Raw genomic sequence first — 24,529 nt, 5'->3', positions numbered from 1 at the left:
GACCTCTACCCTCTTCCCTTGGTCGGGATCATGTTGAACGGCACGTCCTTGTCGACCCTGATATCGCCGGGCAGGCCCAGCACCCGCTCGGCGATGATGTTGCGCATGATCTCGTCGGTGCCGCCTTCGACGCGGGTGCCCGGCGCGCGCAAGAGCATCGCCTGGAAACGGCCGGCGAGTTCGCCATCCTCGCCGCTGACGACGCCGCTGGCACCTTGCAGATCCAGCGCGTAGGTCGCGACGTCCTGGATCATCGAGCCCGCCACCAGCTTGCCGATGGAATTCTCCGGACCCGGGCGCTCGCCCTTCGACAGCGCCGAGATCGCGCGCATGCTGGTGTACTTCAGCCCGCTCGCCTTCGCCGCCCAGTTCGCAAGCTTCGAGCGCACCGCGCGATCCTCGATCGCCGGTCCGTCGTCGAGCATCAGGCTGGAGCAATATTCGAACAGTTCCGGGAAACCGGTCGAGACGGCCGCGCCGATCGCGCTGCGCTCGTTCATCAGCGTGGTCAGCGAGACGTTCCAGCCGTCACCGACCTCGCCGAGGCGCTGATGATCGGGAATGCGGACATTGGTGAAATAGACCTCGTTGAAGTCGGAGGCGCCGCTCGCCTGCTTGATCGGCCGCACCTCGACGCCCGGGCTCTTCATGTCCAGGAAGAACATGGTGAGACCCTTGTGCTTAGGCACGGTCGGATCGGTGCGGGTCAGCAGGATGCCATAGTCGGAATAGTGCGCGCCCGAGGTCCAGATCTTCTGGCCGTTGATCACCCAGTCATCGCCATCCTTTTCCGCGCGCGTGCGCAGACCCGCGACGTCGGAGCCGCCGGCGGGTTCGGAGAACAGCTGGCACCAGACTTTTTCGCCGGAGGCGAGCGGCGGCAGATAGGTGCGCTTATGCTCCTCGCGCGCGAACGCCATCATGGTCGGTCCGCACATGCCGTGGCCGATGATGAACATGCGGGAAAGCTGGCCGAACGGCCCCTCCTCCTGCTGCCAGATCACGCGCTCGATCGGCGACGAGCCGCGGCCGCCATACTCCTTCGGCCAGTGCAGGCAGGCCCAGCCGGCATCGGCCTTCTTCTTCTGCCAGGCTTTTGCCACTTCAAGGATGTTGGCGTTCTTGAGCGCCGTGCGCCCGAGCGAAGATTTGCGCAGCTCTTCCTCGTATTGCTTCGGCGCGTTGGCACCGATCCAGGCGCGGGCTGTGGCGCGGAATTCGGCTTCCTGCGGGGTGTCGTCGAAGTTCATGGTCGTGTCCTTCGCTTACGCCGCGTTCTTCTTGCGCATGCGGTCGATCAGCTGGTCCTCCCAATAGGACAGGCTGCCGAGTCCGAGCGCCATGGCGTTGGCGCGGCGGTAGTACATGTGGCAGTCGAACTCCCAGGTGAAACCCATGCCGCCGTGAACCTGGATGTTGTTCTTGGCGCAGTGCTGGAACGCCTGCGTCGCGCTGATGCGCGCGGCGGCGGCGGCTTCCGGCAGCTCGGCCGCGTTGGTCGAAAGCGCCCAGGCGCCATAATAGCTGTTGGAGCGCGCCAGCGTCGCCGACACATACATGTCCGCGAGCATGTGCTTGACGGCCTGGAACGAGCCGATCTGGCGGCCGAAGGCGATGCGGTCCAGCGCGTAATCGCGGCCCATCTCCAGCGCGCGGTCGGAGCCACCGACCTGCTCGAAGGCGCACAGCACCGCGGCGCGGTCGAGCACCTGGGTCAAAATGCTCCAGCCTTCACCCGCAGCTCCCAGCGGCTCGGCCTTGCAATCCCTGAACGTGATTTCGGACTGCCCCCGGGTTGGATCGAGATTGGTGAGGCTCTTCACCTCGACGCCACCGACCTTGAGGTCGACCAGGAACAGCGAGATGTCGCCGTCGCGACCGCTCGATCCCGCGCGCGCGGCAACCACGGCGAAATCGGCGATCGCACCATCGGCGACCGGCCTCTTGACGCCGTTCAGCACGCCGTTCGCAGCGGTGAGCTTGACGTTCTTCGGCGACGGATTGCCCTTGCCCTCGAACAGCGCCAGCGTGCCGATCGCCTCGCCCGAGGCAATCGCCGGCAGCCACTTCTTCTTCTGGGCATCACTGCCCGCGATCAGCAGCGCTTCGGCGGCAAGATACACTGTCGAGGAGAACGGCACCGGCGCATTCGCCCGGCCCATCTCCTCCGCGATCACGCAGAGCTCGAGATGCCCCGCGCCCGCACCGCCAAATTCTTCCGGAATCGCAACGCCGAGGAAGCCCATCTCGGCGAGCCCCTTCCACAGCTCCTTGTCGTAGGGCGCCTTGCCGTCGAGCACGACGCGCACCGCCTTCGGCGAGCATTTTTCGGTGAGAAATTTGCGCGCCTGGTCGCGGAGCTGCTTTTGGTCGTCGGAGAAATCGAAGTTCATGGCGGGCTACCTTTTTCTTGCTGTCATTCCGGGGCGCGACGAAGTCGTGAGCCCGGAATCCATTTCGCCACGCGCTTGCGGCCCGATGGATTCCGGGTTCGCGCTACGCGCGCCCCGGAATGACGATTGGAGACAGTCTTGATTCATCGCAGCACGATCACATCCTGATCCGGCTTGTCCGCGTAGAGCCGCTCCACCAGCGCCGCCCGGCGCTCTAAGCCGGCGCGCTGGTTGATGTAGCCCTTGTCGGTGAGCTCGTTGCCGTCGATCGAGGGCGGCTCGGCCATCAGCATTGCGCGCGCGATAGCGCGGCTGCTGGCGCCGCCACATTCCGTGTTGTGTGCTTCGAGGCCACGTCTGAAGCAGGCGATCACCTCGGGATGTTTTACAGCATCCTCAAAGCTCAAATCGGGATTGCCGACGAGCTGGCGACAGGCGTGCAGGTTCGGCCATGCCAGCAGACCGATCGAGCATTGATCCTGCCCGGCAACCAGCGCGTCATGCACGACGGGCGTCGCGGCGGCGATCGCGTCAGTGCGGAGCGATCCGACATGGACGAAGGTGCCAGTGGTGAGCTTGAAATCCTCGACCACGCGGCCGGCGAAGATGATGCCCTTCACCGGATCGGCATCGTCGACGAAGATGCCGGCATCGCCGATGCAGTAAAAACCTTCCTCGTCGAACATCTTCTTCGTCAGGTCCGGCTGCCCGAAATAGCCGGGCGTGACGTTGACGCCGCGCAGACGCAGCTCGTATTTCGAGCCGCACGGCACCATCTTCAATTCGACGCCGGGGAACGGCAGGCCGATCAGGCCGACGCGCTCGGTATCCCAATAGGTGCCGGTCGAGGTCGGCGCCGTCTCGGTCGAGCCCCAGCCGGTGTAGAACACGATGCGCTCGCCGGTCGTTTTCACGGCGAGGGCCTGCATGCGCTCATAGAGATCGTCAGGCAGCCGCGCGCCGCCATAGGCCATGATCGACAGGTTCTTGAAGAAGGAACGGCACAGCGCGTCGTCCTTCTCCATGGCCGCCGCGAGCGCGGCATAGCCGGCCGGCACGTTGGCGTAATAGGTCGGCGATATCTCGCGCAGATTCCGCAGCGTCTCCTCGAACTGGCCCGGCATCGGCCGGCCGTCATCGATATAGAGCGTGCCACCGTCGACCAGCACCGGGTGAAACGCCGCATTGCCGCCCATGGTGTGGTTCCATGGCATCCAGTCCAGCATGGTCGAGATCGGACCGCCGGGATCGCGTGGACGGACCTGCATCATCATTGCTGCATTGGCGCACATCATCTCTTGCGTGTTGATGACGGCCTTGGGCATGCCGGTCGAGCCCGAGGTGAACAACAGCTTGCCAACGGTCTGCGGCGTGATTTTTGCGATCGACGCTTCGGCATCAGCGGTGACCGTGGTGGCTGCGAGTTCAGCGAAGCTGACGCTCTTGACGCCGTCGCAGGGGCGCACGACGTGAACGACGGTGACGCCGGTGAGGTCGAGTGCGTTCAGCGCCTTCTCGAAGGTCGGGCCGTCCTGCACCATCACCACGGCCGGCTTGATCAGGTCGAACAGATATTTCAGCTTGACGTGATCATGGCTCATCAAGGAGTAGGCCGGCGACACCGGAGCCGCCGGCGAGCGCGCCTGCATCGCGGCCTGCGTCATCAGCGCGTGCTCGATCGAGTTGCCGGAGAGGATCGTAACCGGGCGCCCCTCGAGTTTGAGATTGAGCAGCGCCTGCGTCAGCGCATCCACGGTACGCTTGGCTTCGCCATAGGAGACCTTGCGCCATTCGCGGTTCGCTCCGCCGCGCTGCGCGAGCCAGATGCGCTCGGGCGCTTGCCTCGCCCATTTCGCCAGCGAGGCCGGAAGATGCGTCTCGTAGGCTTGCAGCGGAATGCGCGATTTCAGCACCACCGTGCCGTCGTCGCGGCGCTCGACGTCGATGTCGCGCGCGAGCCACTCGACCTTGCGAAAGGCGGGCTTCGTCATCACGGCCGCCGCACTTCCACTCATTTTGCGTCTCCCGGAATTATCGTCCTTTGCGGATCGTTCTCGTTTCAGCGCTTGATATAGACAGGCTTTCGCTTCTCAAGGAAGGCCCTGATGCCTTCCGAAAATTCCTCGGAACGGCTGCACAGGACCTGGTTGCGGTCCTCCATCGCGATCACGGCTTCCAGCGATCCCGCATCGACGCTCATGTTGAGACATTCTTTTGACAGCCGCAGCCCGACCGGCGAGGCCGTCATCATCGCATCGACATAGGGCGCAGCGGCGTCATCGAGCTGGTCTTCATCGACGACCTCGGACACGAGCCCGACCGCGAGCGCACGCTCGGCGCCGATGAAACGTCCGGTCAGGATCAGCTCGGATGCGACCGAGACGCCGACGAGCCGCGGCAGAAAGTAGCTGGTGCCGATATCGCAGCCGCCGAGGCCGAGCTTGATGAAGGCGCAGTTCATCCGCGCCGACTTTGTCGCGATGCGGATGTCGGAGGCAAGCGCCAGCGCAAACCCGCCGCCGGCCGCCGCGCCCTGCACCAGAGAGATGATCGGCTGCGGACAACGCCGCATCAGCAACACGATGTCGGCGATGCGACGCTGCGAGTCGAGCGACTCGGTGACGCCGGGCAATTCCTGCTGCCCGGCACGGCGGGCCATCGCAGCCTTGAGGTCGAGGCCGGCGCAAAAATTCTTGCCGGCGCCTTTGAGCACAACGACGCGCGTGTCGCGGTTGCGCTGGAGGCCCTGGAAGTAGACGTTGAGCGCATCGATCAGCGCGGGATCGAGCGCATTGAGATGTTCGGGCCGATTGAGCGTCACCGTATCGACGCCATCGTTGTGCTCGATCAGCAGCGGTTGGGACATGGGAGCCTCGCACATCGGTCATGAGCCGGACTGTCACCCTCCCCTGGAGGGGGAGGGTCGTTCGCGCGCAGCGCGAGCGGGGTGGGGTGACAGTCTCTCCCCACCGAACAGTGCTCGAGTGGAGAGATCACCCCACCCCGGCGCTTCGCGCCGACCCTCCCCCTCCAGGGGAGGGTAAGAAGCAGCGTCGCCTACCGCGGCGCCATGCGGATGGCGCCGTCGAGACGAATGGTCTCGCCGTTGAGCATCGCGTTCTCGACGATATGCACCGCGAGCGAGCCGTATTCCTTGGCATCGCCGAGGCGCGAGGGATGCGGCACCTGGGCCCCCAGGCTCTTGCGGGCTTCTTCGTTCAGACCCATCAGCAACGGCGTGAAGAACAGGCCGGGCGCAATGGTGTTGACGCGGATCTTCTGGCTGGCGAGGTCGCGCGCCGCCGGCAGCGTCAGGCCGACGACGCCGCCCTTCGAGGCCGAGTAGGCGATCTGGCCGATCTGGCCTTCATAAGCGGCAACCGAGGCAGTGTTGATGATGACACCGCGCTCTTCTCCGACGGGCTCGATCGTGACGAGGCGCTCGGCGAACAGACGCAGGCAGTTGAAGGTGCCGATCAGATTGACGTTGATGATGCGCGCGAACTTTTCGAGCGGATAGATGCCGTCGCGGCCGACGATGCGCTGCGAGCCGCCGATGCCGGCGCAGTTCATCAGCACGCGCGCGACGCCGTGCGCGGCTTCCGCCTTCGCGATCGCCGCCTTGATCTGCTCTTCGCTGGTGACGTCAGCATGGAGCGCGACGCCCTTCACTTCGGCAGCGACCTTCTCGGCGTTGTCCTTGTTCTGATCGATCACGCCGATCTTGGCGCCTTTGGCGGCCATGGCGCGGGCAGTTGCTTCACCGAGACCCGAACCACCACCGGTGATGAGAACGGCGACGTCTTTCAATTCCATGATGGGTACCTTTCCTTGGGCGTTTCTTCTCTAGACTTTGAACGTCTCGGCCGGATTATCCGGCCGCGGCAGCTTCCTCGGCTTGCGTGAGGATGCCGCCGCAGATCAGCGTTTCCATGTGCCTGATGTATTGCCGGCAGACGTCATCGGTGACCGGACCGACGCCGGTCGCGCGGGACATCGCGTGCCGGCCAAAGAACAGGTGATCGCAGGCGCCGATCAGGCTGGTGTAGAACAGCACCGGATCGGTGGCGCGGAACTCGCCGCGGCTGACGCCCTCAGTGAGCAGGCGGCGATGGAAATCCAGCAGCGGCGCGACGAAGAATTTCGAGACCTCGTCCGCGGAACCGGCAACGCTTTCGTGCAGAAGATAGTGGATCAGCCGGTTCATGTAGGGGAACCGGTAATAGGCGCGGATAATGCCGGCGATATGCAGCTTCAGCTTCGCCGTCGATGTGATCGGTTGCGCCAGCAGATATTCCAGGTTGGACATCTCGGTCGCGGCATCGCGCGCGAGCAGCGCCAGCAAGAGGCCGTCCTTGTTGCCGAAGTGATATTTGACCAGCGCGGCATTGGCGCCCGACTTCTGGGCGATGTCGGAGAGCGAGATCTCGATCGACGAGCGTTCGATCATCAGCTCGCTCGCGGCCACGAGCAATTTCTCTGCCGTGGAATTCTTTCCGCTCGGGAGCCTGTTCGGTACGCTGGTAGTCACGGAGTTCCCTGTTCTCGCCGCTTGAAGCGGCCGCAGATAAGCCGAAGCAGCGCCTCATCACAAGAGTTAATTGATCGATTGACTAAACGATATCGCGCCCATCAAATCCGCGCCGACAATCCAACTCGATAGAGAACAATCCAGGGAGAGACCGACATGGCCGAGGCTTACATCGTCGCCGCTGCGCGTACCGCGGGCGGGCGCAAGGGGGGCCGCCTCGCCGGCTGGCATCCGGCCGATCTCGCCGCAAAAGTGCTGGACGAGCTGGTCGATCGCACCAAGGTCGATCCAGCCCTGGTCGAGGACGTGATCATGGGCTGCGTCATGCAGGTCGGTGAGCAGTCCAACAACGTCGCGCGCAACGCGATCATGGCCTCGAAGCTGCCGGAGAGCGTGCCGGGCACCTCGATCGACCGCCAGTGCGGCTCCTCGCAGCAGGCGCTGCACTTCGCGGCGCAAGCCGTGATGTCCGGCACGATGGACGTGGTGATCGCCGCCGGCGTGGAATCGATGACACGCGTGCCGATGGGCCTGTCCTCGCAGCTCCCGGCCAAGAACGGCTTTGGCAATTACAAGAGCCCGGGCATTGAAGCGAGATATCCGAACATCGTGTTCAGCCAGTTCACCGGCGCCGAGATGATGGCCGAGAAGTACGGCCTCTCCAAGGATGACCTCGACGAATACTCCTACAACAGCCATCAGCGCGCGATCGCGGCGACGCAGGCCGGCCATTTCAAGAAGGAGATCGTGCCGCTCGAGATCACCCGCGCCGACGGCAGCAAGGACACCCACCACATCGACGAAGGCATCCGCTTCGACGCCACGCTCGACGGCATCAAGGGCGTCAAGCTGATCGCCGAGAACGGCAAGCTCACCGCGGCCAGCGCCAGCCAGATCTGCGACGGCGCCTCCGGCGTGATGGTGGTGAACGAGCGCGGGCTCAAGCAGCTCGGACTCACGCCGCTGGCGCGCATCCATCACATGACCATGACCGGCGGCGATCCCGTCATCATGCTCGATGCTCCGCTGCACGCGACCAAGCGTGCGCTGGAGAAGGCCGGCATGAAGGTCGACGACATCGACCTGTTCGAGGTCAACGAGGCCTTCGCCTCGGTGCCGACCGGCTGGCTCAAGACCACCGGCGCCGATCCGTCCCGCCTCAACGTCAATGGCGGCGCCATCGCGCTCGGCCATCCGCTCGGCGGCTCCGGCACCAAGCTGATGACGACGCTGGTCCACGCCCTGCACCAGCGCGGCAAGCGCTATGGCCTGCAGACCATGTGCGAAGGCGGCGGCATGGCCAACGTGACGATCGTGGAGCGGCTGTAAGCCGAGACGTCGGTAAGTCGCAGCCACATTAAAGGTGTCGTCCCGGCGAACGCCTGGACCCATAACCACAGGAATTTGTGGTTAGGGCGAGCTGGGGCGACATCGCGTTTCAACAATTTGGAACGGTGGTTATGGGTCCCGGCTCCCGTGCGCAATTGCGCACTAGGCCGGGACGACACCTTCTCTGTTGCGAGATTTCCGCGATGACCCATCCCTCCATCTACGCCCGCACGACGCCCGACAAGATCGCCTACCAGATGGCCGGGACCGGCAAGGCGATCACCTATCGCGAGCTCGACGAGCTCTCGAACCAGGGCGCAAACCTGTTCCGCTCGCTCGGCCTGAAGGCCGGCGACCACATCGCGCTCTTGATGGAAAACCGTCTCGCGTTCATGGAGATCTGCTGGGCCGCGCAACGCAGCGGGCTCTATTACACCGCCATCAGCCGCTATCTGAAGCAGGACGAGATCGACTACATCATCGGTGATTGCGGCGCCAAGGTCGTGATCACCACGCCGAAATGCGCCGACCAGATCAAGGCCCTGATCAAGGAGACCGCGGGCGAGCCGATCTTCTACATGGTCGACGAGCCCCAGCCCGGCTTTCGCTCCTACGACAAGGAAGCGTCCGCACAGCCGACAACGCCGGTCGCGGACGAAGTCGCCGGCTACGACATGCTGTATTCGTCGGGCACCACCGGCCGACCGAAGGGCATCAAGAAAGCGTTCGAGGGCAACAAGATCGACGTGCCGAACGCATTCCTGCGCGTGCTCTGCGCCGACATGTGCGGCATGAATGCGGAGAGCACCTATCTCTCGCCGGCGCCGCTCTATCACGCGGCCCCGCTGCGCTTCAACATGATGGCGATCGTGCTTGGCGGCACCTCCATCATCATGGAACACTTTGACGCCGAGGATTTTCTCAAGCTGGTCGAAAAGTATAAAGTGACCCAGTCACAGCTCGTACCGACCATGTTCGTGCGCATGCTGAAGCTGCCGGACGAGGTCCGCAACCGTTACGACATCTCCACACTGAAGGGCGCGATTCACGCCGCTGCCCCCTGCCCTGTCGACGTCAAGGCCAAAATGATCGAGTGGTGGGGACCGATCCTGATCGAGTATTACGCCGGCTCCGAAGGCAACGGCGTCACCGTCTGCAATTCGCAGCAATGGCTGGAGCATCGCGGCAGCGTCGGCCGCGCCGTGGTCGGCAAGATCAAGATCCTGGACGAGAACGACGAGGAGCAGCCGACGGGCGAGATCGGCACGGTCTATTTCGCCGATGCGCCGGTTTTCACCTATCACAACGACCCAGAGAAAACGAAGAAGGCCTACAACACCAAGGGATGGTCGACGCTCGGCGACGTCGGCTATCTCGACAAGGACGGCTTCCTGTTTCTCACCGACCGCAAGTCCTACATGATCATCTCCGGCGGGGTGAACATCTACCCGCAGGAGACCGAGGACGTCCTCATCACCCACCCCGAGATCGCCGACGTCGCCGTGTTCGGCGTGCCGAACGAGGAGATGGGCGAAGAGGTGAAGGCGGTGGTGCAGCCACACGACATGAGCCGCGCCGGCAAGGCGCTGGAAGCCGACCTGATCGCCTACTGCAAGACGCGTCTCTCGGCGATCAAATGCCCGCGCTCGATCGATTTCGAAGCCGAGCTGCCGCGCACGCCGACGGGCAAGCTGGTGAAGCGGCATCTGCGCGACCGGTATTGGCCGAAGACGGCGGCGAAGATCTAGGGCGAGATCCGTAGGGTGGATTAGCGAAGCGTAATCCACCCTACGAGAATCTCAATCAAACAAACTCGGCGTGTGGTTCACCAGCGCGCCTTCGATCTCGAGCATCTTCAGCTTCGTCACCACGCCGCCATTCGCCGAGAAGCCGCCGGGCTTGTTGCCGGCGGCTAACACGCGATGGCAGGGCACGACGATCGGGCACGGATTACGGCCGAGCGCCTGGCCGACATCGCGCGACAGCTGGACGCCGCCGAGCTGCTTGGCGATGTCGCCATAGGTGATGGTCTTGCCGGGCGGGATGGCGCGGGCGATCTCGTAGACGCCGCGGTTGAAGTCGGGCACGCCGTCGAGATCGAGCGGGATATCGGTGAGATCGTCCGGCTCGCCCGCGAGCAATTTTGTGATGCGGTCGATCGCCTCTCGCACCTCGGCGGTTGGCTCGGCTTCGGTGGCGTCGGCGTGACGCTGGCTGATGCGGGTGCGGATCTTCTCCTCGCCGCCCATGGGCAGCTGCGTGCCGTTGATACCACGCGGGCCCCAGGCGATGGCACAGAGGCCGATCCTGGTGTCGAACAGGGCAAAATGCTGATCGGTCATGGCTTGGTTCCTGGCTTGCGTCCTTATCGCATGCCCCCATTGTGATCCGTGCCTATATCTAGGCTTGGAAATAGTTGCGATCCACCCGGTTTCCGGGAATCTTGCACAGGAGTTCCCGCCCCCTCCCGCGAGCCCCGAATGCAAAGCCTCCACGTCAACGGATACGACATGACCTATCTCGACGTGGGTGAAGACCGAGGCCGGCCGCCGCTGGTTTGCGTGCATGGCTCGCTCAATGACTTCCGCGTCTGGGGCTGCGTGCTCGGACCGCTGACGCAGCGGCATCGGGTGATCGCCGTCAGTTTGCGGCATTTCTTTCCCGACCGCTGGGACGGCGTCGGCGACACCTATTCGATCGCCCAGCATGTCCAGGACGTCATCGCCTTCATCGAGAAGCTGGACGTCGGCCCGGTCGATCTGATGGGCCATTCCCGCGGCGGGCACATCTGCTTTCGCGTGGCGCAGGCGCGCCCCGACCTGTTGCGGCGGCTGATCCTGGCCGAGCCCGGCGGCGAGCTCGATGCGAGCCTCGATCCCGATTACGTCGGTGGACCCTCGCCGCTGTTGGCGCGGTTCACGGCCTCGGCCGAGAAGATCGCGGCCGGCGATGTCGACGGCGGCCTCGCCGTCTTCGTGGACACGCTGGAGGGAGCCGGCACCTGGCCGCGGCTGCCGGCGATGGTGAAGCAGAATCTGCGCGACAACGCCTATACCCTGATCGGGCAGGTCCGTGACAACCGCCCGCCCTTCTCGAAGGCGGATGCAGAATCGATCAGGATGCCGACGCTGTTCATCCTGGGTGCGCGGACCAAGGGCCTGCTGCCAAAGGTGCTGCATGCGCTCGCCGCGCATGTGCCCTATTCGAAGACGGCGATCATCCCGAACGCGACCCATCCGATGTTCGAGCAGGCGCCGCAAAAATACTCCGAACTGGTTCTGGATTTCCTGGCGAGCTGATCATGCAGAGCTTTCGCGTCAACGGTTACGATATGGCCTATCTCGAAGTCGGCGAGGGCCCGCCGCTGGTCTGCGTCCACGGCACGTTGGGTGATTTCCGCACCTGGTATTCAGTGCTCGGCCCGCTGTCGAAGGCGCACCGCGTGATCTCGGTCAGCCTGCGGCACTTCTTTCCCGAGCATTGGGACGCCATCAGCGACGACTACAAGATGGCGCAGCATGTGGCCGACACGATCGCCTTCATCGAGCAGGTCAAACCGGGCCCGGTCGACCTGATGGGGCATTCGCGCGGCGGCCACATCGCTTTTCGCGTCGCGCAGGCGCGGCCTGACCTGCTGCGCAAGCTGGTGTTGGCCGAGCCGGGCGGTGATCTCGACGCCAGCCTGCCGGTGCCCGAAGGCACGCCCGCGCATCCGCCGCTCGCTGCGAAGACGATACGCTCGGTCGAGATGATCCGCGCCGGCGATCTCGACGGCGCGCTGCAGAATTTCTACGAGGGCATCGAAGGCGACGGCTCGTGGCGGCGCGTGCCGGCGGCGGCGAAGCAACAGCTGCGCGACAACACGCTCACCTTCCTCGGCCAGATCAACGAGCAGCGCCGGCCCTACACGCTCGCTGACGCGCAAGCGATCAGGACGCCGACGCTGCTGATCGGCGGCGGCGCGACCACCGGAAGCCTGTCGGTGATGTGGCGCGTGCTGGCGGAGCACATCGCGGGCAGCAAGACGGCGGTGATCGAGAATGCCGGCCACTGGATGTTCGAGCAGGCGCCGCTGGAGTTCGGCGAGGTCGTGAACAGGTTTCTGGCGGAGTAGGTTTCTTTCTTCCTTCTCCCCTCTTGTCCGCCGAAGCCTTCAGGCGAAGGCGGATGTGGGAGAAGGTGGCGCGGAGCGCCGGATGAGGGGTTCTATCCGCAGTCACATCTGCAAATGGGTCTGCGGAGAAATACCCCTCACCCAAGTGAGTTCGTGTCTGCCAGCGGTGTGCCCTCTCCCGCAAGGGGAGAGGGCACAGTAGCTCACACCTTCCACACACCGACCGGCATCTTGATCGTCGCATTCAGCCTGTTCCAGACGTTGATCGTCGCGATCGAGAGGATCAGGGTTGCGAGCTCGCGCTCGTCAAAGTGCTTGGCGGCCTCGTTCCAGATCGCATCAGACACCGGGTCCTCGCGATCGGCAAGGCGCGTGACGGCCTCGGTCAGCGCCAGCGCGGCGCGCTCGGCGTCGCTGAAATAGGGCGCATCGCGCCAGGCCGACACGGCAAACAGGCGCTCGTCGGTCTCACCGGCCCTGCGGGCGATCTTGGGATGCATGTCGACGCAGACGCTGCAGCCATTGATCTGGCTGGCGCGCAGGTGCACCAGTTCCAGGAGCTTTTCCGGCAGGCCCTGCTTGGTCAAATTGCCAAGGGACTGAAGGACATTCATGGCATCGGGAAGGACCATGACGGGGTGGTTCATGCGGGCGTGCATCATCTTGCGTCTCCGTTTGAGAATTTCGAAGGTTCCGGTCACATCGGCCGGATTGGCTTCGTCATGGGCATGACGGATCGCGATCAGGGAGTGTGACCGATGAGCCAAGAAAGTTTTCTCAGCCACCAGTTCGAGGCCAGCCGGGACCATCTGTGCGCGGTCGCCTACCGGATGCTGGGTTCCAGCGCCGAGGTCGACGATGCCGTGCAGGAGGCCTGGCTGCGGGTCAGCCGCTACGACACGTCCGATGTCGCGAACCTGCGCGGCTGGCTGACCACCGTGGTCGCGCGCATCTGCCTCGACATGCTGCGCGCGCGCAAATCGCGCCGCGAGGACCCGATGGGCCCGCATGTGCCCGAGCCGGTCGACGAGACGCGGGAGCGCGAGGCGGAGATGGCCGATTCCGTCGGTGCGGCCCTGCTCGTCGTGCTCGAGACATTGCAGCCGGCGGAGCGGCTGGCCTTCGTGCTGCACGACATGTTCGCAGTCCCGTTCGAGGAGATCGCGCCGATCGTCGGACGCTCGGTCGACGCCTCGCGGCAGCTGGCGAGCCGCGCGCGGCGGCGCGTCCAGGGTGCGCCGGTGCCCGAGACGGACATCGCGCACCAGCGCGCGATCGTCGATGCCTTCCTTAGGGCTTCGCGCGAGGGCAATTTCGAGGGCCTGCTGGCCCTGCTCGATCCCGACGTCGTGTTCCGCGCCGACGACGCCGCAGTGCGGCTCGGCACGCTGCCGGAGATCCGCGGCGCGGATGCGGTCGCACAGCTCTACAAGGGCCGGGCGCAGGCTGCGCGGGCGGCGCTGGTCGATGGCGCGATCGGCGTCGCCGTCATCCTCGACGGCCTGCTGCGCATCGCGCTCCGCGTGACATTCAACGGCGACCGGATCGCGGGAATCGAGGCCATGGCCGATGCGGAGCGGATTGCGGCGCTCGAGGTCGAGGTGCTGGAGCGCTAGCGGGACGTGGCATCCGGACAGCCCGGATGTTACGCTGAAGTCCAATCGCGCGGTGCCAGCGCTGAAGACGCGAAAGGACGATTCCATGACAGTCCGCTTCATTCCCCTGCTCGCCTTGTCCCTGCTCGGCCTCGCCGCCGGCAGCACCACCGCGCTTGCGGCCGCCGACGAGAAGCTGAAGGCCGCGGCCGAGCAAGAGAAGGCGCCGCTGATCGAGACCCTGCGCGACATGGTGATGATCGAGAGCGGCAGCGGCGATGCCGAGGGCCTGAAGAAGATGGCCGACTTCACCGAAGCGCGCCTGAAAGCGCTGGGCGGCAGCATCGAGCGGCGCAAGACCACCGCGGGTACAGGCGCCGACATGGTGATCGCCACCTTCCAGGGTACCGGGTCGCGAAAACTGATGCTGATCGCGCATATGGACACGGTCTATCAGCGCGGCATCCTCGCAAGCGAGCCGTACCGTGTCGACGGCAACCGCATCTACGGCCCCGGCATCGCCGACGACAAGGGCGGCATCGCCGTGGTCCTGCATGCGCTCAAGATCCTGAAGGACGCCGGCTGGCAGGATTACGCCAGGCTCACCGTGGCCTTCAATCCGGATGAAGAGGTCGGCTCGATCGGGTCGGGCGAGATCATCGCCGAGCTCGCCGACCAGCACGACGTCGTGCTCTCCTGCGAACCGACGGTGGCTGCGCCGATCGCCAAGAATGACGGGCTGCTGCTGGGCGCGAGCGGCACTGCCACGGCGAAAATGGAGGTGAAGGGGCGCGCCTCGCATGCCGGCGCCGCGCCCGATCTCGGCCGCAACGCGCTGATCGAGCTCGCGCACCAATTGCAGCAGACGAAGGACGTCGCCAAGTCGATCCCGGGCACGCAGCTCAACTGGACCACGGCGCAGGCCGGCACGGTGCGCAACCAGATTCCGGAAAAGGCCGAGGCCGGCGCCGACATCCGCCTGACCATCCCCGATGGCATCGCCAAATTGCAGGCGGCGCTCGACGCGAAGGTGAAGGACAAGTTCGTGCCCGACACCGAAACCACGGTGACGATCACGGCGGGCCGCCCACCCTTCGTCGCCAGCGATCGCGGCCGCGCGCTCGCGCAGGAGGGGCAGGCGATCTATGCCGAGATCGACCGCAAGCTCGACATCGCCGAGATGACCGGCGGCGCCACCGACGCCGGCTATGCCAACCGCAGCGGCAAGGCGGTCGTGGTCGAGAGCTTTGGCCTCGCCGGCTTCGGCTATCACGCGCGGGACGAATTCATCGACACCAACTCGATCGTGCCGCGGCTCTATCTGATGAGCCGGATCCTGATCGAGCAGGGCAAGAAGAAGTAGGCGCTCGGCGCCATCAGGCCCTTTTTGTCGAAAACAACCCCATGCACAGTAGACGGGCCTAGCGATATCAATGGCTTAGCGAGACGCCAAAGGAGAGCCTAAACGGCCCCGCGCCCCGCTTGACGCCCCTCCCCTCTCGCAGTACCTTCGAATACGGAATTCTGTATTCCCATTTTGTATCTCGGAGTTGCCGGCGTGATCCCTCTCGACCCGCTCCCGAACCTGATCGACCAGGTCTATGCGCGGATCCTGGAAGCGATTTCCGACCGCACGCTTCAACCTGGCCAACGCATCCGGCAGAACGAACTCGCCGACAAGCTCGGCGTGTCGCGCCAGCCGGTGTCGCATGCGCTGCATTTGTTGCATCGGCAGGGACTCGTCGCCGAGAGCGGCCGGCGCGGCTTTGAAGTCACCCAGCTCGACCCCTCGCGCATCCGCCAGCTCTACGAGGTGCGCGGCGCCATCGATGCGCTGGCCGCCCGGCTCGCCGCTCAGCGCGCCGCAAGCGACGCGGCGGGACGCGCGCGGCTGGACGCAGCCCTCGCCGCCGGGCGCCGCATCGACCGCAAGACTTCGCTCGCCGAGCTGATCGTGCTCGACGTCGATTTTCACCGCGCGATCTATCAGCTCGCGGGCAATCCCGTGATCGAGGAGACGATCGCGCCGCAATGGCCGCATATGCGCCGCTCGATGGCGACCGTGCTCTCCGAGCTCGATTATCGCGGCAGCGCATGGGCCGAGCACGCGACGATTGCCGGACACATTCTCGCAGGCGATGCGAAAGCCGCCGAGCGCGCAGCGCTGGCCCATGCGCAGACGGCGGGACGGATGACCGAGGAGAGATTGAAGGCGACGGACGAGGCGGCGGCGTAGCTGTCATTCCGGGGCGGCGCGCAGCGTCGAGCTATGATGCGCAATTGCGCATCAGAGAATCCATCGGTCCTCAGAGATGGCGGAGAAATGGATTCCGGGCTCGCGCTTCGCGCGCCCCGGAATGACAACAATAAACAAAACAAGGAGGACGACCCATGAAACTGTCTCAGGAGCAATTGGAGTTCTTCCATCGCGAGGGCTGGCTGTTCCTCCCCGAATTGTTCAGCCAGGAGGAAGTCGACTTCCTCGCGCGCGAGGCGGTCGGCATTTATGATGCCAACCGGCCCGAGGTCTGGCGCGAGAAGAGCGGCGCGCCGCGCACGGCCTTTGCCGCGCATCTCTACAACGAGGCCTTCGGCATCCTGGGTGCGCATCCGCGCATGATCGACCCGGTCGAGCAACTGTTCGGCGAGCCGGTCTACATGCACCAGTTCAAGATCAACGCGAAATCGGCCTTCACCGGCGACGTCTGGCAGTGGCACCAGGATTACGGCACCTGGAAGCGCGACGACGGCATGCCGGAGCCGCGCGCGATGAACATCGCGATCTTCCTCGACGAGGTGATGCCGATCAACGGGCCGCTGATGCTGGTGCCGCAGAGCCAGAATGCCGGCGATCTCCAGGCGTCCCATGATCTTGCGACGACGTCCTACCCGCTGTGGACACTGGACGAAGAGACCGTGACGCGGCTGGTCAAGCAGGGCGGCATCGTGGCGCCGACCGGCAAACCGGGCGGCATGCTGATGTTCCACGGCAATCTCGTGCATGGCTCTAGCGGCAACATCACGCCCTACCCGCGCAAGATCGTGTACCTGACGCTGAATGCGGTCTCGAACTACATCCGTACACCGACGCGGCCCGAGTACATCGCGCATCGCGATTTTGCACCGATCAAGACGGTGGACGATGATGCCTTGGTGCGGCTGGCACGTGCGCCGCGGCAGGCGGCGGAGTAAACAGGTCTCGTGCCCCGGCTCAGCAGCGCGCAAGCGGTGCGCTGCTGAGCCGGGGCCCACACTACACAAACAGTTTTCCTCTGGGTCCCGGCTCTGCGGAGCAGCGTTTCACGCTGCACCGCGTCCGGGACACGATCATTTCGCAGGACACCCCCATGAACCTCTTCCGCCTCCTCCAGGCCCGCGCGTCCGCCGGCAAGCCTGTCCGTGTCGCGCTGATCGGCGCCGGCAAGTTCGGCTCGATGTTTCTGGCGCAGGTGCCGCACACGCCGGGGCTGGAGGTGCCCATCATCGTCGACATCGATCGCGACCGTGCGCGCGAAGCCTGCCGCACCGTCGGCTGGGACGCGGCGCGGATTGCCGCGACGGTGTTCACCGATGATGGCGCGCGCGCCATTGCCGGCGGCGCGATGGATGTTGTGGTTGAAGCGACCGGCAATCCGGCCGTCGGCATCAAGCACGCACGCGCTGCGATCGCGGCGGGCAAGCATATCGTGATGGTCAATGTCGAGGCCGACGTGCTGGCAGGCCCCCTGCTTGCCGAGGAAGCGCGGAAGGCGGGCGCGGTCTATTCGCTCGCCTATGGCGATCAGCCGGCGCTGACGGCCGAGATGGTCGACTGGGCCCGCGCCACCGGTTTTCGCGTGGTCGCGGCCGGCAAGGGCACAAAATATCTGCCGGCCTATCACGACGTGACGCCTGACGGCGTCTGGCAGCACTATGGTCTCACCGCGGGCGAGGCACAGTCGGCCGGCATGAATCCGCAGATGTTCAACTCGTTCCTCGACGGCACCAAATCGGCGATCGAGATGGCCGCCATCGCCAATGCCTGCGGCCTCGATGTGCCCGCGAGCGGCTTGCTGTTTCCGCCCTGCGGCGTCGACGATTTGCCGCATGTCATGCGCCCCAGCGACAAGGGCGGCGTGCTGGAGCGGTCGGGCGTGGTGGAGGTGGTGTCGTCACTCGAGCGTGACGGCCGGCCGGTGTTTCGCGATCTGCGCTGGGGCGTCTATGTCGTGCTGGAGGCGCCGAACGATTATGCCGCCGACTGCTTCAGGCAATACGGCCTGAAGACCGACGGCAGCGGACGCTTCGCGGCGATGTACAAGCCGTACCATCTGATCGGGCTCGAGCTGAACATCTCGATCCTGTCGGCGGCGCTGCGGGGCGAGCCGACCGGCCAGCCCTATGGCTTCCGCGGCGACGTCGCCGCCGTGGCCAAGCGCAATCTGCGCGCCGGCGAGATGCTGGACGGCGAAGGCGGCTACACCGTGTGGGGCAAGCTGGTGCCGGCGGCCACGAGCCTGAAGGCGGGCGCCCTGCCGATCGGTCTCGCACATCGCCTCAAGCTGAAGCACGACGTCGCCCATGGCCAAATCGTGCGCTGGAGCGATGTCGAATTCGACGCCAACGACGAGACGATCAGGACGCGCAAGGCGATGGAGACGGCATTCGCGAAATAGCGGCTAGAACTGCCCCGGTTGAGCGGGTGGACTGGGCCAATCCGATCGCAAATTGTTCGGATTATTCCTTGCGAACAAGTCCTGCCTTATAACGCCGCTCGGGCCCGCATCAATTGATGGTGGCATTCCGCGAACATCACGGGTTGGCGCGACTATGACGCCGGTCCGAACGCCACATTTGGCGGGATAGCCAACGTGTCGGCAGTAAGTTGCAGCACTCGCGCCTGCATTGCTTCCAACTGAGAAGCCAATAATTAGCGACGCTGACAAGGCAATTGATCGCTTCATTCTTGCCTCCTGTAGCTGATCCACGGAAGAGAATTATAGATGAAGTGGAGCTATGCCAAAGCGGTGAATGTTGAACCATGAGTTCTGCTTCGCGATCAAAAGCCGGCATCGGCCGCAGCCCGCGCTATGTCCCGCTCGTGTGCGGCTTATGATTGCAGCAGGTTGCGTCCTATTCGACCACGATGGCGTTGGCTTCAGTCTCCTCGAAATTCTTGCGCTGGTCATATCGATTGATCGCCTGGAGAAGCCAATGATCAGGCCAAGCAGTGTCAGGGTGGTGGCAAGGGATGGCGCGGGGATACTCGTTCTGTCGTACTCGCCCAGCGTGTTTCACGTCGATTTGATACTCCGCGCGCAAAAAAACCGGATACTGACACACGTGGCATCTTGCACCACGGTCCAACCGTAAGGAGCAATCCATGATAAATCTGAAAATTCTTGGTGCGGTCGTTGTTGTGGCATCTGCCCTGTCCAGCTCTGCTGCACAGGCGCAGTGGTACAACTCCAATCCGGACGCATGCCAAGCTGAATTCGCCAACTGCACGGGTCTTGGAACGGGGACCACCCCCGACTATCGATATCGGCCATCAACTCGGCGAACGGCATATCGCCAGCCGGCTGCGCCGAGCGCTACTGTCGGCAGCTGGGGCAATTCCTACGCCATGTCGCCCGGCATGTCGTACGGCGAGATGGGCTGGAACGGCAGCTGGAGTACGTATGCTGCCCGCAACGGCATCGTTTGCCGGCCCGGCACCTATTTCAAGGGTAGCGACGGCCTCCAGCATCTCTGCCAGTAGGTCATCTGCTCTGACGTTAAACAGCTCAGGCGGCCCCAAAAGGGGTCGCCTGTTTCGTGTCGGCTTGTGGCTCTCGCCGAGAATTAGCATCCAGGTCACGCGGTGGGTGCACGACTGGGTGTACGAACGACCCCGATCTCCGGATCTAGGTCGCGTACCGTCACCAGTGCTTCGAGCGGGCGGTGGGCCTTCGTGGTAGCGATCTCTATGGAAGCAGCCGGCTCTCTTTGGCTTGCTTGATCCACCTCCGGAACATGTCCTCAGTGTCCATCATCTCGGTGAACCCCGCACGGTTGATCTTCACGGTCGAGACGATCGAGGGCGGACCGGACTCGGTCTGGCCATAGCGCATGCTGTAATCGGCGTACTGGAACGACAGGCCGACGAAGCCGGCGAGGTCCGGCGACACGAGGTCATGCTTGCGTCGCAGCGCGTCCCAAGAAGAGACCCAATTTGGAAACTCCTTGGCGAGCGATAGCGGGACCGGCTTGCCGGGCTTCATCTCCAGCGCGTCGGCCACCGCGGGCCAGATGTTTTCCCAAGTGAAGACATCGCCATTGGTGACGTTGAAGGCTTCGTTCTGTGCCGCCTTGGCCTCGCCCGACCAGGCGATCGCGCGCGCGAGGAGATCGACGTCGACGGCCTGCGCGACGCGCGCGGCGCCGCCGGGAAAGTCGAGCGGCCTGCCCTGCTCGCGCAGCATCGCGGCATAGACGCCGAGCGGCGGGATCAGATCCATGGCGCCCCCCATGGCGAGGCCGACGATGAGCACGGGGCGCAAGATGCTCCAGTGCCAGGCTTTCCCGGCCTGGAGCTCGCGCAGGAAATTTTCCTGCGCCCAGTAAAAGTTGGGCTGCTCGTACATCTCGGAGCGGCCTTCGCGCGCCGGCACCGTCAGGGGGCGAACGTGAACGCCGTAAGCCTTGGTGCCCTGCAACAGAGCGACGTGCTCGAGACCGGGCGCGACCGGCTCGAGCGCGGCCATCAGATTGCGCAGCATCAAATCGTTGATCTGGATCTGCTGCGGGTCGCGCCAGCCGTCGACGAGCTGCGGCGCCTCGTAAAGCGCGGCGTAGATCAAATGGGTGGCTCCTTTGAGCTCGGCGGCGACACGGCGGCAATCGGCCTCGCTGGTAAGGTCGATCGGGACGTGGCGGGCACCATAGAGGTCGCGCGGCTTGCGCCGTGACAGCGCCACAACTTCTGAAGGCTCGGATGTGCCGAAGTGTCGCAACGCGGCGTTGCCGACGAGACCGGTCGCGCCGGCGATCACCACCTTCTTGCCCGTCATGCGCGAGCCTCCCTTTTGTTATTGCCCAATCGAGTAGCAGATCGCGGGACAATCCGACTTGCGTCTGGCCCGCATTCGCAGTTGCGAGGAAGGCAGAAGGCTTGATTATCGCAAGGCGAACGGTCATCCTTGCTGACGGAACCGCAATGATCGGACTTCCAACAAAAAGAGCCCATCAGGGCCATTCGGAAACGCTCAAACAAATCTCAACAAGAGAACGTCGATCCTCGACGAAGACAAGACGACAGCAAGATCGTTCCCTGGTCGAAGCATCGACGCAATGGAAGGGATGCGCATGAAACGTCGTGATTTTCTGAAAGTAACGGGCGCCAGCTTGGCGGCGAGCACTGCCGTCGCTGCGCCCGCGATTGCACAGTCATCGCCCGAGGTCAGGTGGCGCTATGCCACGAGCTGGCCGAAGGCGCTCGATACGCTCTATGGCGGCTGCGAATATTTCTGCAAGCAGGTCGCCGACATTACCGACAACAAATTCCAGATCCAGCCTTTTGCGGCGGGCGAGATCGTCCCGGGCCTTCAGGTGCTCGACGCCGTGTCGAACGGCACGGTCGAGATCGGCAATACCGCGCTCTACTATTATTGGGGCAAGAATCCCGCCTTCACCTTCGCGACGGCGCTCCCGTTCGGATTGAACACGCGCCAGCAGATTTCCTGGTTGCTGTGGGGCGGCGGACAGGATCTCGTCAACGACCTCCTGAAAGAGCACAACGTCTACGGCATCCCGACCGGATCGACCGGCGCGCAGATGGGCGGCTGGTTCAGGAAGGAGATCAAGACGGTCGACGACCTCAAGGGCCTGAAGATGCGCATCGGCGGCTTTGCCGGCACGATCCTCGCCAAGCTTGGGGTCGTGCCGCAGCAACTCGCCGGCGGCGACATCTATCCGGCGCTGGAGAAGGGCACCATCGACGCAGCGGAGTGGGTCGGCCCCTATGACGACGAGAAGCTCGGCTTCGCCAAGGTCGCGAAGTACTACTACTATCCCGGCTGGTGGGAAGGCACGAGCCAGGGCCACAACATCATGAACATCGAGAAGTGGAACGCGCTGCCCAAGCACTACAAGGCGGCGATCGACGCGGCGTCACGCGACACCTTCACCTGGATCACCGGCAAGTACGACGCGGTGAATGCTCCGGCGCTGAAGCGGCTGATCGTGAACGGCGCGATCCTCAAGGGCTTCCCACAGGACGTGCTCGAGGCCTGCTACACCCAGGCCAACGAGATCTATGCGGACCTGTCCAAGACCAATCCGCATTTCGGCAAGATGTATGCAAGCATGACTGCCTTTAAGAATGACTCGTTGCCTTGGACGCAGGTGGCCGAGCTGAGCTACGACAGCTTCATGGCGCGGATGCGGACCAAGACGTGAGGCGCTGAGCGGCTCACAGACTAACGACGGAGAAGCCCCGGAGATGCTGCCATCTCCGGGGTTTTACGTGCTTTGGTTCTGGTTTCGGACCAAACCTGGTTGTCCCAATCGGCTTCGCAACTGCGAGCGTTCCGACGACGCTTGATTATCGTAAGGCGACCAGTCATCCTGATGGCCGGAACCGCAACGTACGGGATCCACAAAGAGCCCTGAAGGGGCCGTCGGACACACTCACACCTTCACCAAAGACAAGTTCGGTTCTCGGCGAAGCAAAAGACGACACCAAGATCGTTCCCTTAGTCGAGCAATCGGCACAACGGAGGGATACGCATGAAACGTCGTGAATTCCTGAAAGTGACAGGCGCTGGCCTGGCGGCAAGTGCAGCGGTTGCTGCGCCGGCCATCGCGCAATCTTCGCCGGAAGTGAGATGGCGGCTCGCCGCGAGCTGGCCCAAGGCGCTCGATACGCTCTACGGCGGCTGCGAATATTTTTGCAAGCGCGTAGCCGAGGCCACCGACAACAAATTCCAGATCCAGCCATTCGCGTCCGGCGAGATCGTCCCCGGCCTGCAGGTGCTCGACGCGGTGTCGAACGGCACCGTCGAGATGGGCAACACGGCGCTGTATTACTACTGGGGCAAGAACCCCGCCTTCACGTTCGGCACCTCGCTGCCGTTCGGGCTGAACACGCGCGCGCATATTTCCTGGCTGCTGTTCGGTGGCGGCACCGAGATGCTCAACGATCTGCTGAAGGAATACAACGCGCTCGGCATTCCAACCGGCTCGACCGGCGCCCAGATGGGCGGCTGGTTCCGGAAGGAGATCAAGTCGATGGAGGATTTCAGGGGATTGAAATTCCGCGTCGGCGGCTTCGCCGGCACGATTATCGCCAAGGTCGGCGGCGTGCCGCAGCAGATCGCGGGCGGCGACATTTATCCGGCGCTGGAGAAGGGCACGATCGACGCCGCCGAATGGGTCGGCCCCTATGACGACGAGAAGCTCGGCTTCGTGAAGGTCGCAAAATACTATTACTATCCGGGCTGGTGGGAAGGCACCGGCCAGGGCCACAACGTCATAAATCGCGACAAATGGAGCGCGCTGCCGAAGCATTATCAATCGGTGATCGAGATGGCGTCGCGCGACACCTTCACCTGGGTCACCGGCAAATACGACTACGTCAACCCGCCTGCGTTGAAGCGCCTGCTGGTGGCCGGCGCGATCCTGAAGCCGTTCCCGCAGGAAGTGCTGGAGGCCTGCTACAACGCCGCCAACGAGATCTACGCCGATCTCAGCAAGACCAATCCGCACTTCAACAAGATGTACACGAGCCTGTCGGCGTTCAGGAACGAGTCGCTGGCGTGGATGCAGGTTGCCGAGCTCAGCTACGACAGCTTCATGATGCGGATGCGGACAAGGACGTGAGGCGTTAAGCGAAACGCAGCGCCAGAAACGACGAAAGCCCCGGAGATGTCTCCGGGGCTTTTTGTAGAGCAAGGACGGGGGCCGCCCCGAAGGTGTCATCGCCAGGCCTGAACACCTGACCGGGCGATCCAGTATTCCAGAGGCCCATATTGGAGAGCACGCTCTCACCACATCCGCCGCGGCGTACTGGATGCCCCGGTCAAGCCGGGGCATGACAGCGGTGGGTGTGGCGTGCGCTTGCCGCGATAGCGCTCAGTTCTGATCGTCGCCCAGCGCGGCAACCAGCTTGTCGTAGTACTTGCCGACCAGATCGATGTTGGCCTTGTTCTCGACCTGCGGCGCTGGTGTCTTCAGCGCTTCGTTGAGCTCGTCGAGCGCTTCCTTCTTGTCCTTGGCGGGCATCTTCTTGTCGGCCTGGACCTGCGCGATCTGCGCCTTGATGACGGCTTCGGTGCCGACATATTTCTTGGTCGCGGGATCGAAACCGCCGAGCACGAGGCTGATGTTGTCGACGACGTTGTTGTAATCGTCATAGCCGGCAAAGCCGTTCTTCTTGGCGACGCCGTCGAGCTGGCCGATCACCTTCTGGTCGGGCGCGGTGTTCTCAGGCAGCTTTTCCGTGATCGCATCCATGTCCTTCTGCGCGGCGAGCACGCCGTCGAGCTGCTTGTCGGTCAGCGCGATCTGCTTGAGGCTAGGCGCCTGCGCGGGCGCGGCCTGCGGCGCC

Annotated in this window: 22 protein-coding genes (1 of these 22 cut by a window edge); 12 read left to right on the top strand and 10 right to left on the bottom strand. The window is 64.0% G+C overall.

From position 1 onward, the window contains the following. Positions 1 to 5: 5 nt before the first annotated feature. The 6 genes from ACKWRH_RS05205 to ACKWRH_RS05180 all read right to left on the bottom strand — a co-directional run bounded on the left by ACKWRH_RS05205 (position 6) and on the right by ACKWRH_RS05180 (position 6,843). Complete coding sequence (locus ACKWRH_RS05205) at positions 6 to 1,250, bottom strand: acyl-CoA dehydrogenase (protein ID WP_445219592.1); 1,245 nt, start codon at positions 1,248 to 1,250, stop codon at positions 6 to 8. A gap of 15 nt (positions 1,251 to 1,265) precedes the next feature. Beyond that, on the bottom strand, positions 1,266 to 2,393 hold the full coding sequence (locus ACKWRH_RS05200; RefSeq protein WP_445219591.1) for an acyl-CoA dehydrogenase family protein: 1,128 nt from the start codon (positions 2,391 to 2,393) through the stop codon (positions 1,266 to 1,268). Positions 2,394 to 2,536: 143 nt separating this feature from the next. Beyond that, positions 2,537 to 4,408 (bottom strand): AMP-binding protein, encoded by a 1,872-nt coding sequence (locus tag ACKWRH_RS05195; protein WP_445219590.1) that lies wholly within the window; start codon positions 4,406 to 4,408, stop codon positions 2,537 to 2,539. 44 nt (positions 4,409 to 4,452) lie between these two features. Then, complete coding sequence (locus ACKWRH_RS05190) at positions 4,453 to 5,259, bottom strand: enoyl-CoA hydratase/isomerase family protein (protein WP_445219589.1); 807 nt, start codon at positions 5,257 to 5,259, stop codon at positions 4,453 to 4,455. Positions 5,260 to 5,450: 191 nt separating this feature from the next. Further along, positions 5,451 to 6,209 carry an SDR family NAD(P)-dependent oxidoreductase gene (locus ACKWRH_RS05185; RefSeq protein WP_166082383.1) on the bottom strand — a complete coding sequence of 253 codons (759 nt, stop codon included), beginning with the start codon at positions 6,207 to 6,209 and terminating at the stop codon, positions 5,451 to 5,453. A 55-nt stretch (positions 6,210 to 6,264) separates the two neighbouring features. After that, the gene (locus ACKWRH_RS05180; RefSeq protein ID WP_445219588.1) at positions 6,265 to 6,843 is read right to left on the bottom strand and encodes a TetR family transcriptional regulator; all 579 of its coding nucleotides are present in this window, start codon (positions 6,841 to 6,843) and stop codon (positions 6,265 to 6,267) included. 237 nt (positions 6,844 to 7,080) lie between these two features. Between ACKWRH_RS05180 and ACKWRH_RS05175 the strand changes: the two genes are divergently transcribed. After that, on the top strand, positions 7,081 to 8,253 hold the full coding sequence (locus ACKWRH_RS05175) for an acetyl-CoA C-acetyltransferase (protein ID WP_445219587.1): 1,173 nt from the start codon (positions 7,081 to 7,083) through the stop codon (positions 8,251 to 8,253). 203 nt (positions 8,254 to 8,456) lie between these two features. Then, positions 8,457 to 10,001, top strand: a complete 1,545-nt coding sequence (locus tag ACKWRH_RS05170) for an acyl-CoA synthetase (protein ID WP_445219586.1) — start codon at positions 8,457 to 8,459, stop codon at positions 9,999 to 10,001. A gap of 51 nt (positions 10,002 to 10,052) precedes the next feature. Here the strand turns inward: ACKWRH_RS05170 and ACKWRH_RS05165 are convergent, their stop codons facing one another. Beyond that, positions 10,053 to 10,595 carry a methylated-DNA--[protein]-cysteine S-methyltransferase gene (locus tag ACKWRH_RS05165; RefSeq protein ID WP_063985757.1) on the bottom strand — a complete coding sequence of 181 codons (543 nt, stop codon included), beginning with the start codon at positions 10,593 to 10,595 and terminating at the stop codon, positions 10,053 to 10,055. Positions 10,596 to 10,733: 138 nt separating this feature from the next. Here ACKWRH_RS05165 and ACKWRH_RS05160 point away from each other — a divergent pair, with 138 nt between their 5' ends. Next, positions 10,734 to 11,552: an alpha/beta fold hydrolase gene (locus tag ACKWRH_RS05160; protein WP_445219585.1), complete on the top strand. Its 819-nt coding sequence runs from the start codon at positions 10,734 to 10,736 to the stop codon at positions 11,550 to 11,552. Between the two features lie 2 nt (positions 11,553 to 11,554). Next, positions 11,555 to 12,367: an alpha/beta fold hydrolase gene (locus tag ACKWRH_RS05155; RefSeq protein ID WP_445219584.1), complete on the top strand. Its 813-nt coding sequence runs from the start codon at positions 11,555 to 11,557 to the stop codon at positions 12,365 to 12,367. A gap of 203 nt (positions 12,368 to 12,570) precedes the next feature. Here ACKWRH_RS05155 and ACKWRH_RS05150 read toward each other — a convergent pair whose 3' ends face one another. Continuing rightward, positions 12,571 to 13,026 (bottom strand): carboxymuconolactone decarboxylase family protein, encoded by a 456-nt coding sequence (locus ACKWRH_RS05150; RefSeq protein WP_445222319.1) that lies wholly within the window; start codon positions 13,024 to 13,026, stop codon positions 12,571 to 12,573. Between the two features lie 99 nt (positions 13,027 to 13,125). Between ACKWRH_RS05150 and ACKWRH_RS05145 the strand changes: the two genes are divergently transcribed. From ACKWRH_RS05145 to ACKWRH_RS05120, 6 genes are all read left to right on the top strand, one after another. Continuing rightward, entirely contained in the window at positions 13,126 to 13,983 is an 858-nt protein-coding gene (locus ACKWRH_RS05145) for a sigma-70 family RNA polymerase sigma factor (RefSeq protein WP_445219583.1), read from the top strand. A gap of 85 nt (positions 13,984 to 14,068) precedes the next feature. Beyond that, a complete protein-coding gene (locus ACKWRH_RS05140; RefSeq protein ID WP_445219582.1) occupies positions 14,069 to 15,325 on the top strand; it encodes a M20/M25/M40 family metallo-hydrolase in 1,257 nt (418 codons plus the stop codon). Between the two features lie 195 nt (positions 15,326 to 15,520). Then, entirely contained in the window at positions 15,521 to 16,198 is a 678-nt protein-coding gene (locus ACKWRH_RS05135) for a GntR family transcriptional regulator (RefSeq protein WP_085401953.1), read from the top strand. A gap of 155 nt (positions 16,199 to 16,353) precedes the next feature. Then, entirely contained in the window at positions 16,354 to 17,154 is an 801-nt protein-coding gene (locus ACKWRH_RS05130; RefSeq protein WP_445219581.1) for a phytanoyl-CoA dioxygenase family protein, read from the top strand. 155 nt (positions 17,155 to 17,309) lie between these two features. After that, on the top strand, positions 17,310 to 18,617 hold the full coding sequence (locus ACKWRH_RS05125) for an NAD(P)H-dependent oxidoreductase (protein ID WP_445219580.1): 1,308 nt from the start codon (positions 17,310 to 17,312) through the stop codon (positions 18,615 to 18,617). Positions 18,618 to 19,324: 707 nt separating this feature from the next. After that, entirely contained in the window at positions 19,325 to 19,702 is a 378-nt protein-coding gene (locus ACKWRH_RS05120) for a hypothetical protein (protein ID WP_445219579.1), read from the top strand. Between the two features lie 205 nt (positions 19,703 to 19,907). Here the strand turns inward: ACKWRH_RS05120 and ACKWRH_RS05115 are convergent, their stop codons facing one another. Next, positions 19,908 to 20,993 carry an SDR family oxidoreductase gene (locus ACKWRH_RS05115; RefSeq protein WP_445219578.1) on the bottom strand — a complete coding sequence of 362 codons (1,086 nt, stop codon included), beginning with the start codon at positions 20,991 to 20,993 and terminating at the stop codon, positions 19,908 to 19,910. A 295-nt stretch (positions 20,994 to 21,288) separates the two neighbouring features. On the opposite strand from ACKWRH_RS05115, the gene ACKWRH_RS05110 reads away from it, so the two are divergent. Next, positions 21,289 to 22,380 (top strand): TRAP transporter substrate-binding protein, encoded by a 1,092-nt coding sequence (locus ACKWRH_RS05110; protein ID WP_445219577.1) that lies wholly within the window; start codon positions 21,289 to 21,291, stop codon positions 22,378 to 22,380. Between the two features lie 330 nt (positions 22,381 to 22,710). Next, entirely contained in the window at positions 22,711 to 23,802 is a 1,092-nt protein-coding gene (locus tag ACKWRH_RS05105) for a TRAP transporter substrate-binding protein (protein WP_445219576.1), read from the top strand. Positions 23,803 to 24,054: 252 nt separating this feature from the next. Here ACKWRH_RS05105 and ACKWRH_RS05100 read toward each other — a convergent pair whose 3' ends face one another. Next, positions 24,055 to 24,529 carry the 3' portion of a hypothetical protein gene (locus tag ACKWRH_RS05100; protein ID WP_166348920.1) on the bottom strand. The gene runs 113 nt beyond the window's last position, so only the last 475 of its 588 coding nucleotides appear in the window; its start codon lies off the right edge, out of view; its stop codon occupies positions 24,055 to 24,057.

The organism is Bradyrhizobium sp. Pa8, assembly GCF_052588265.1.
This window is presented reverse-complemented; position numbering and strand designations above follow the sequence as displayed.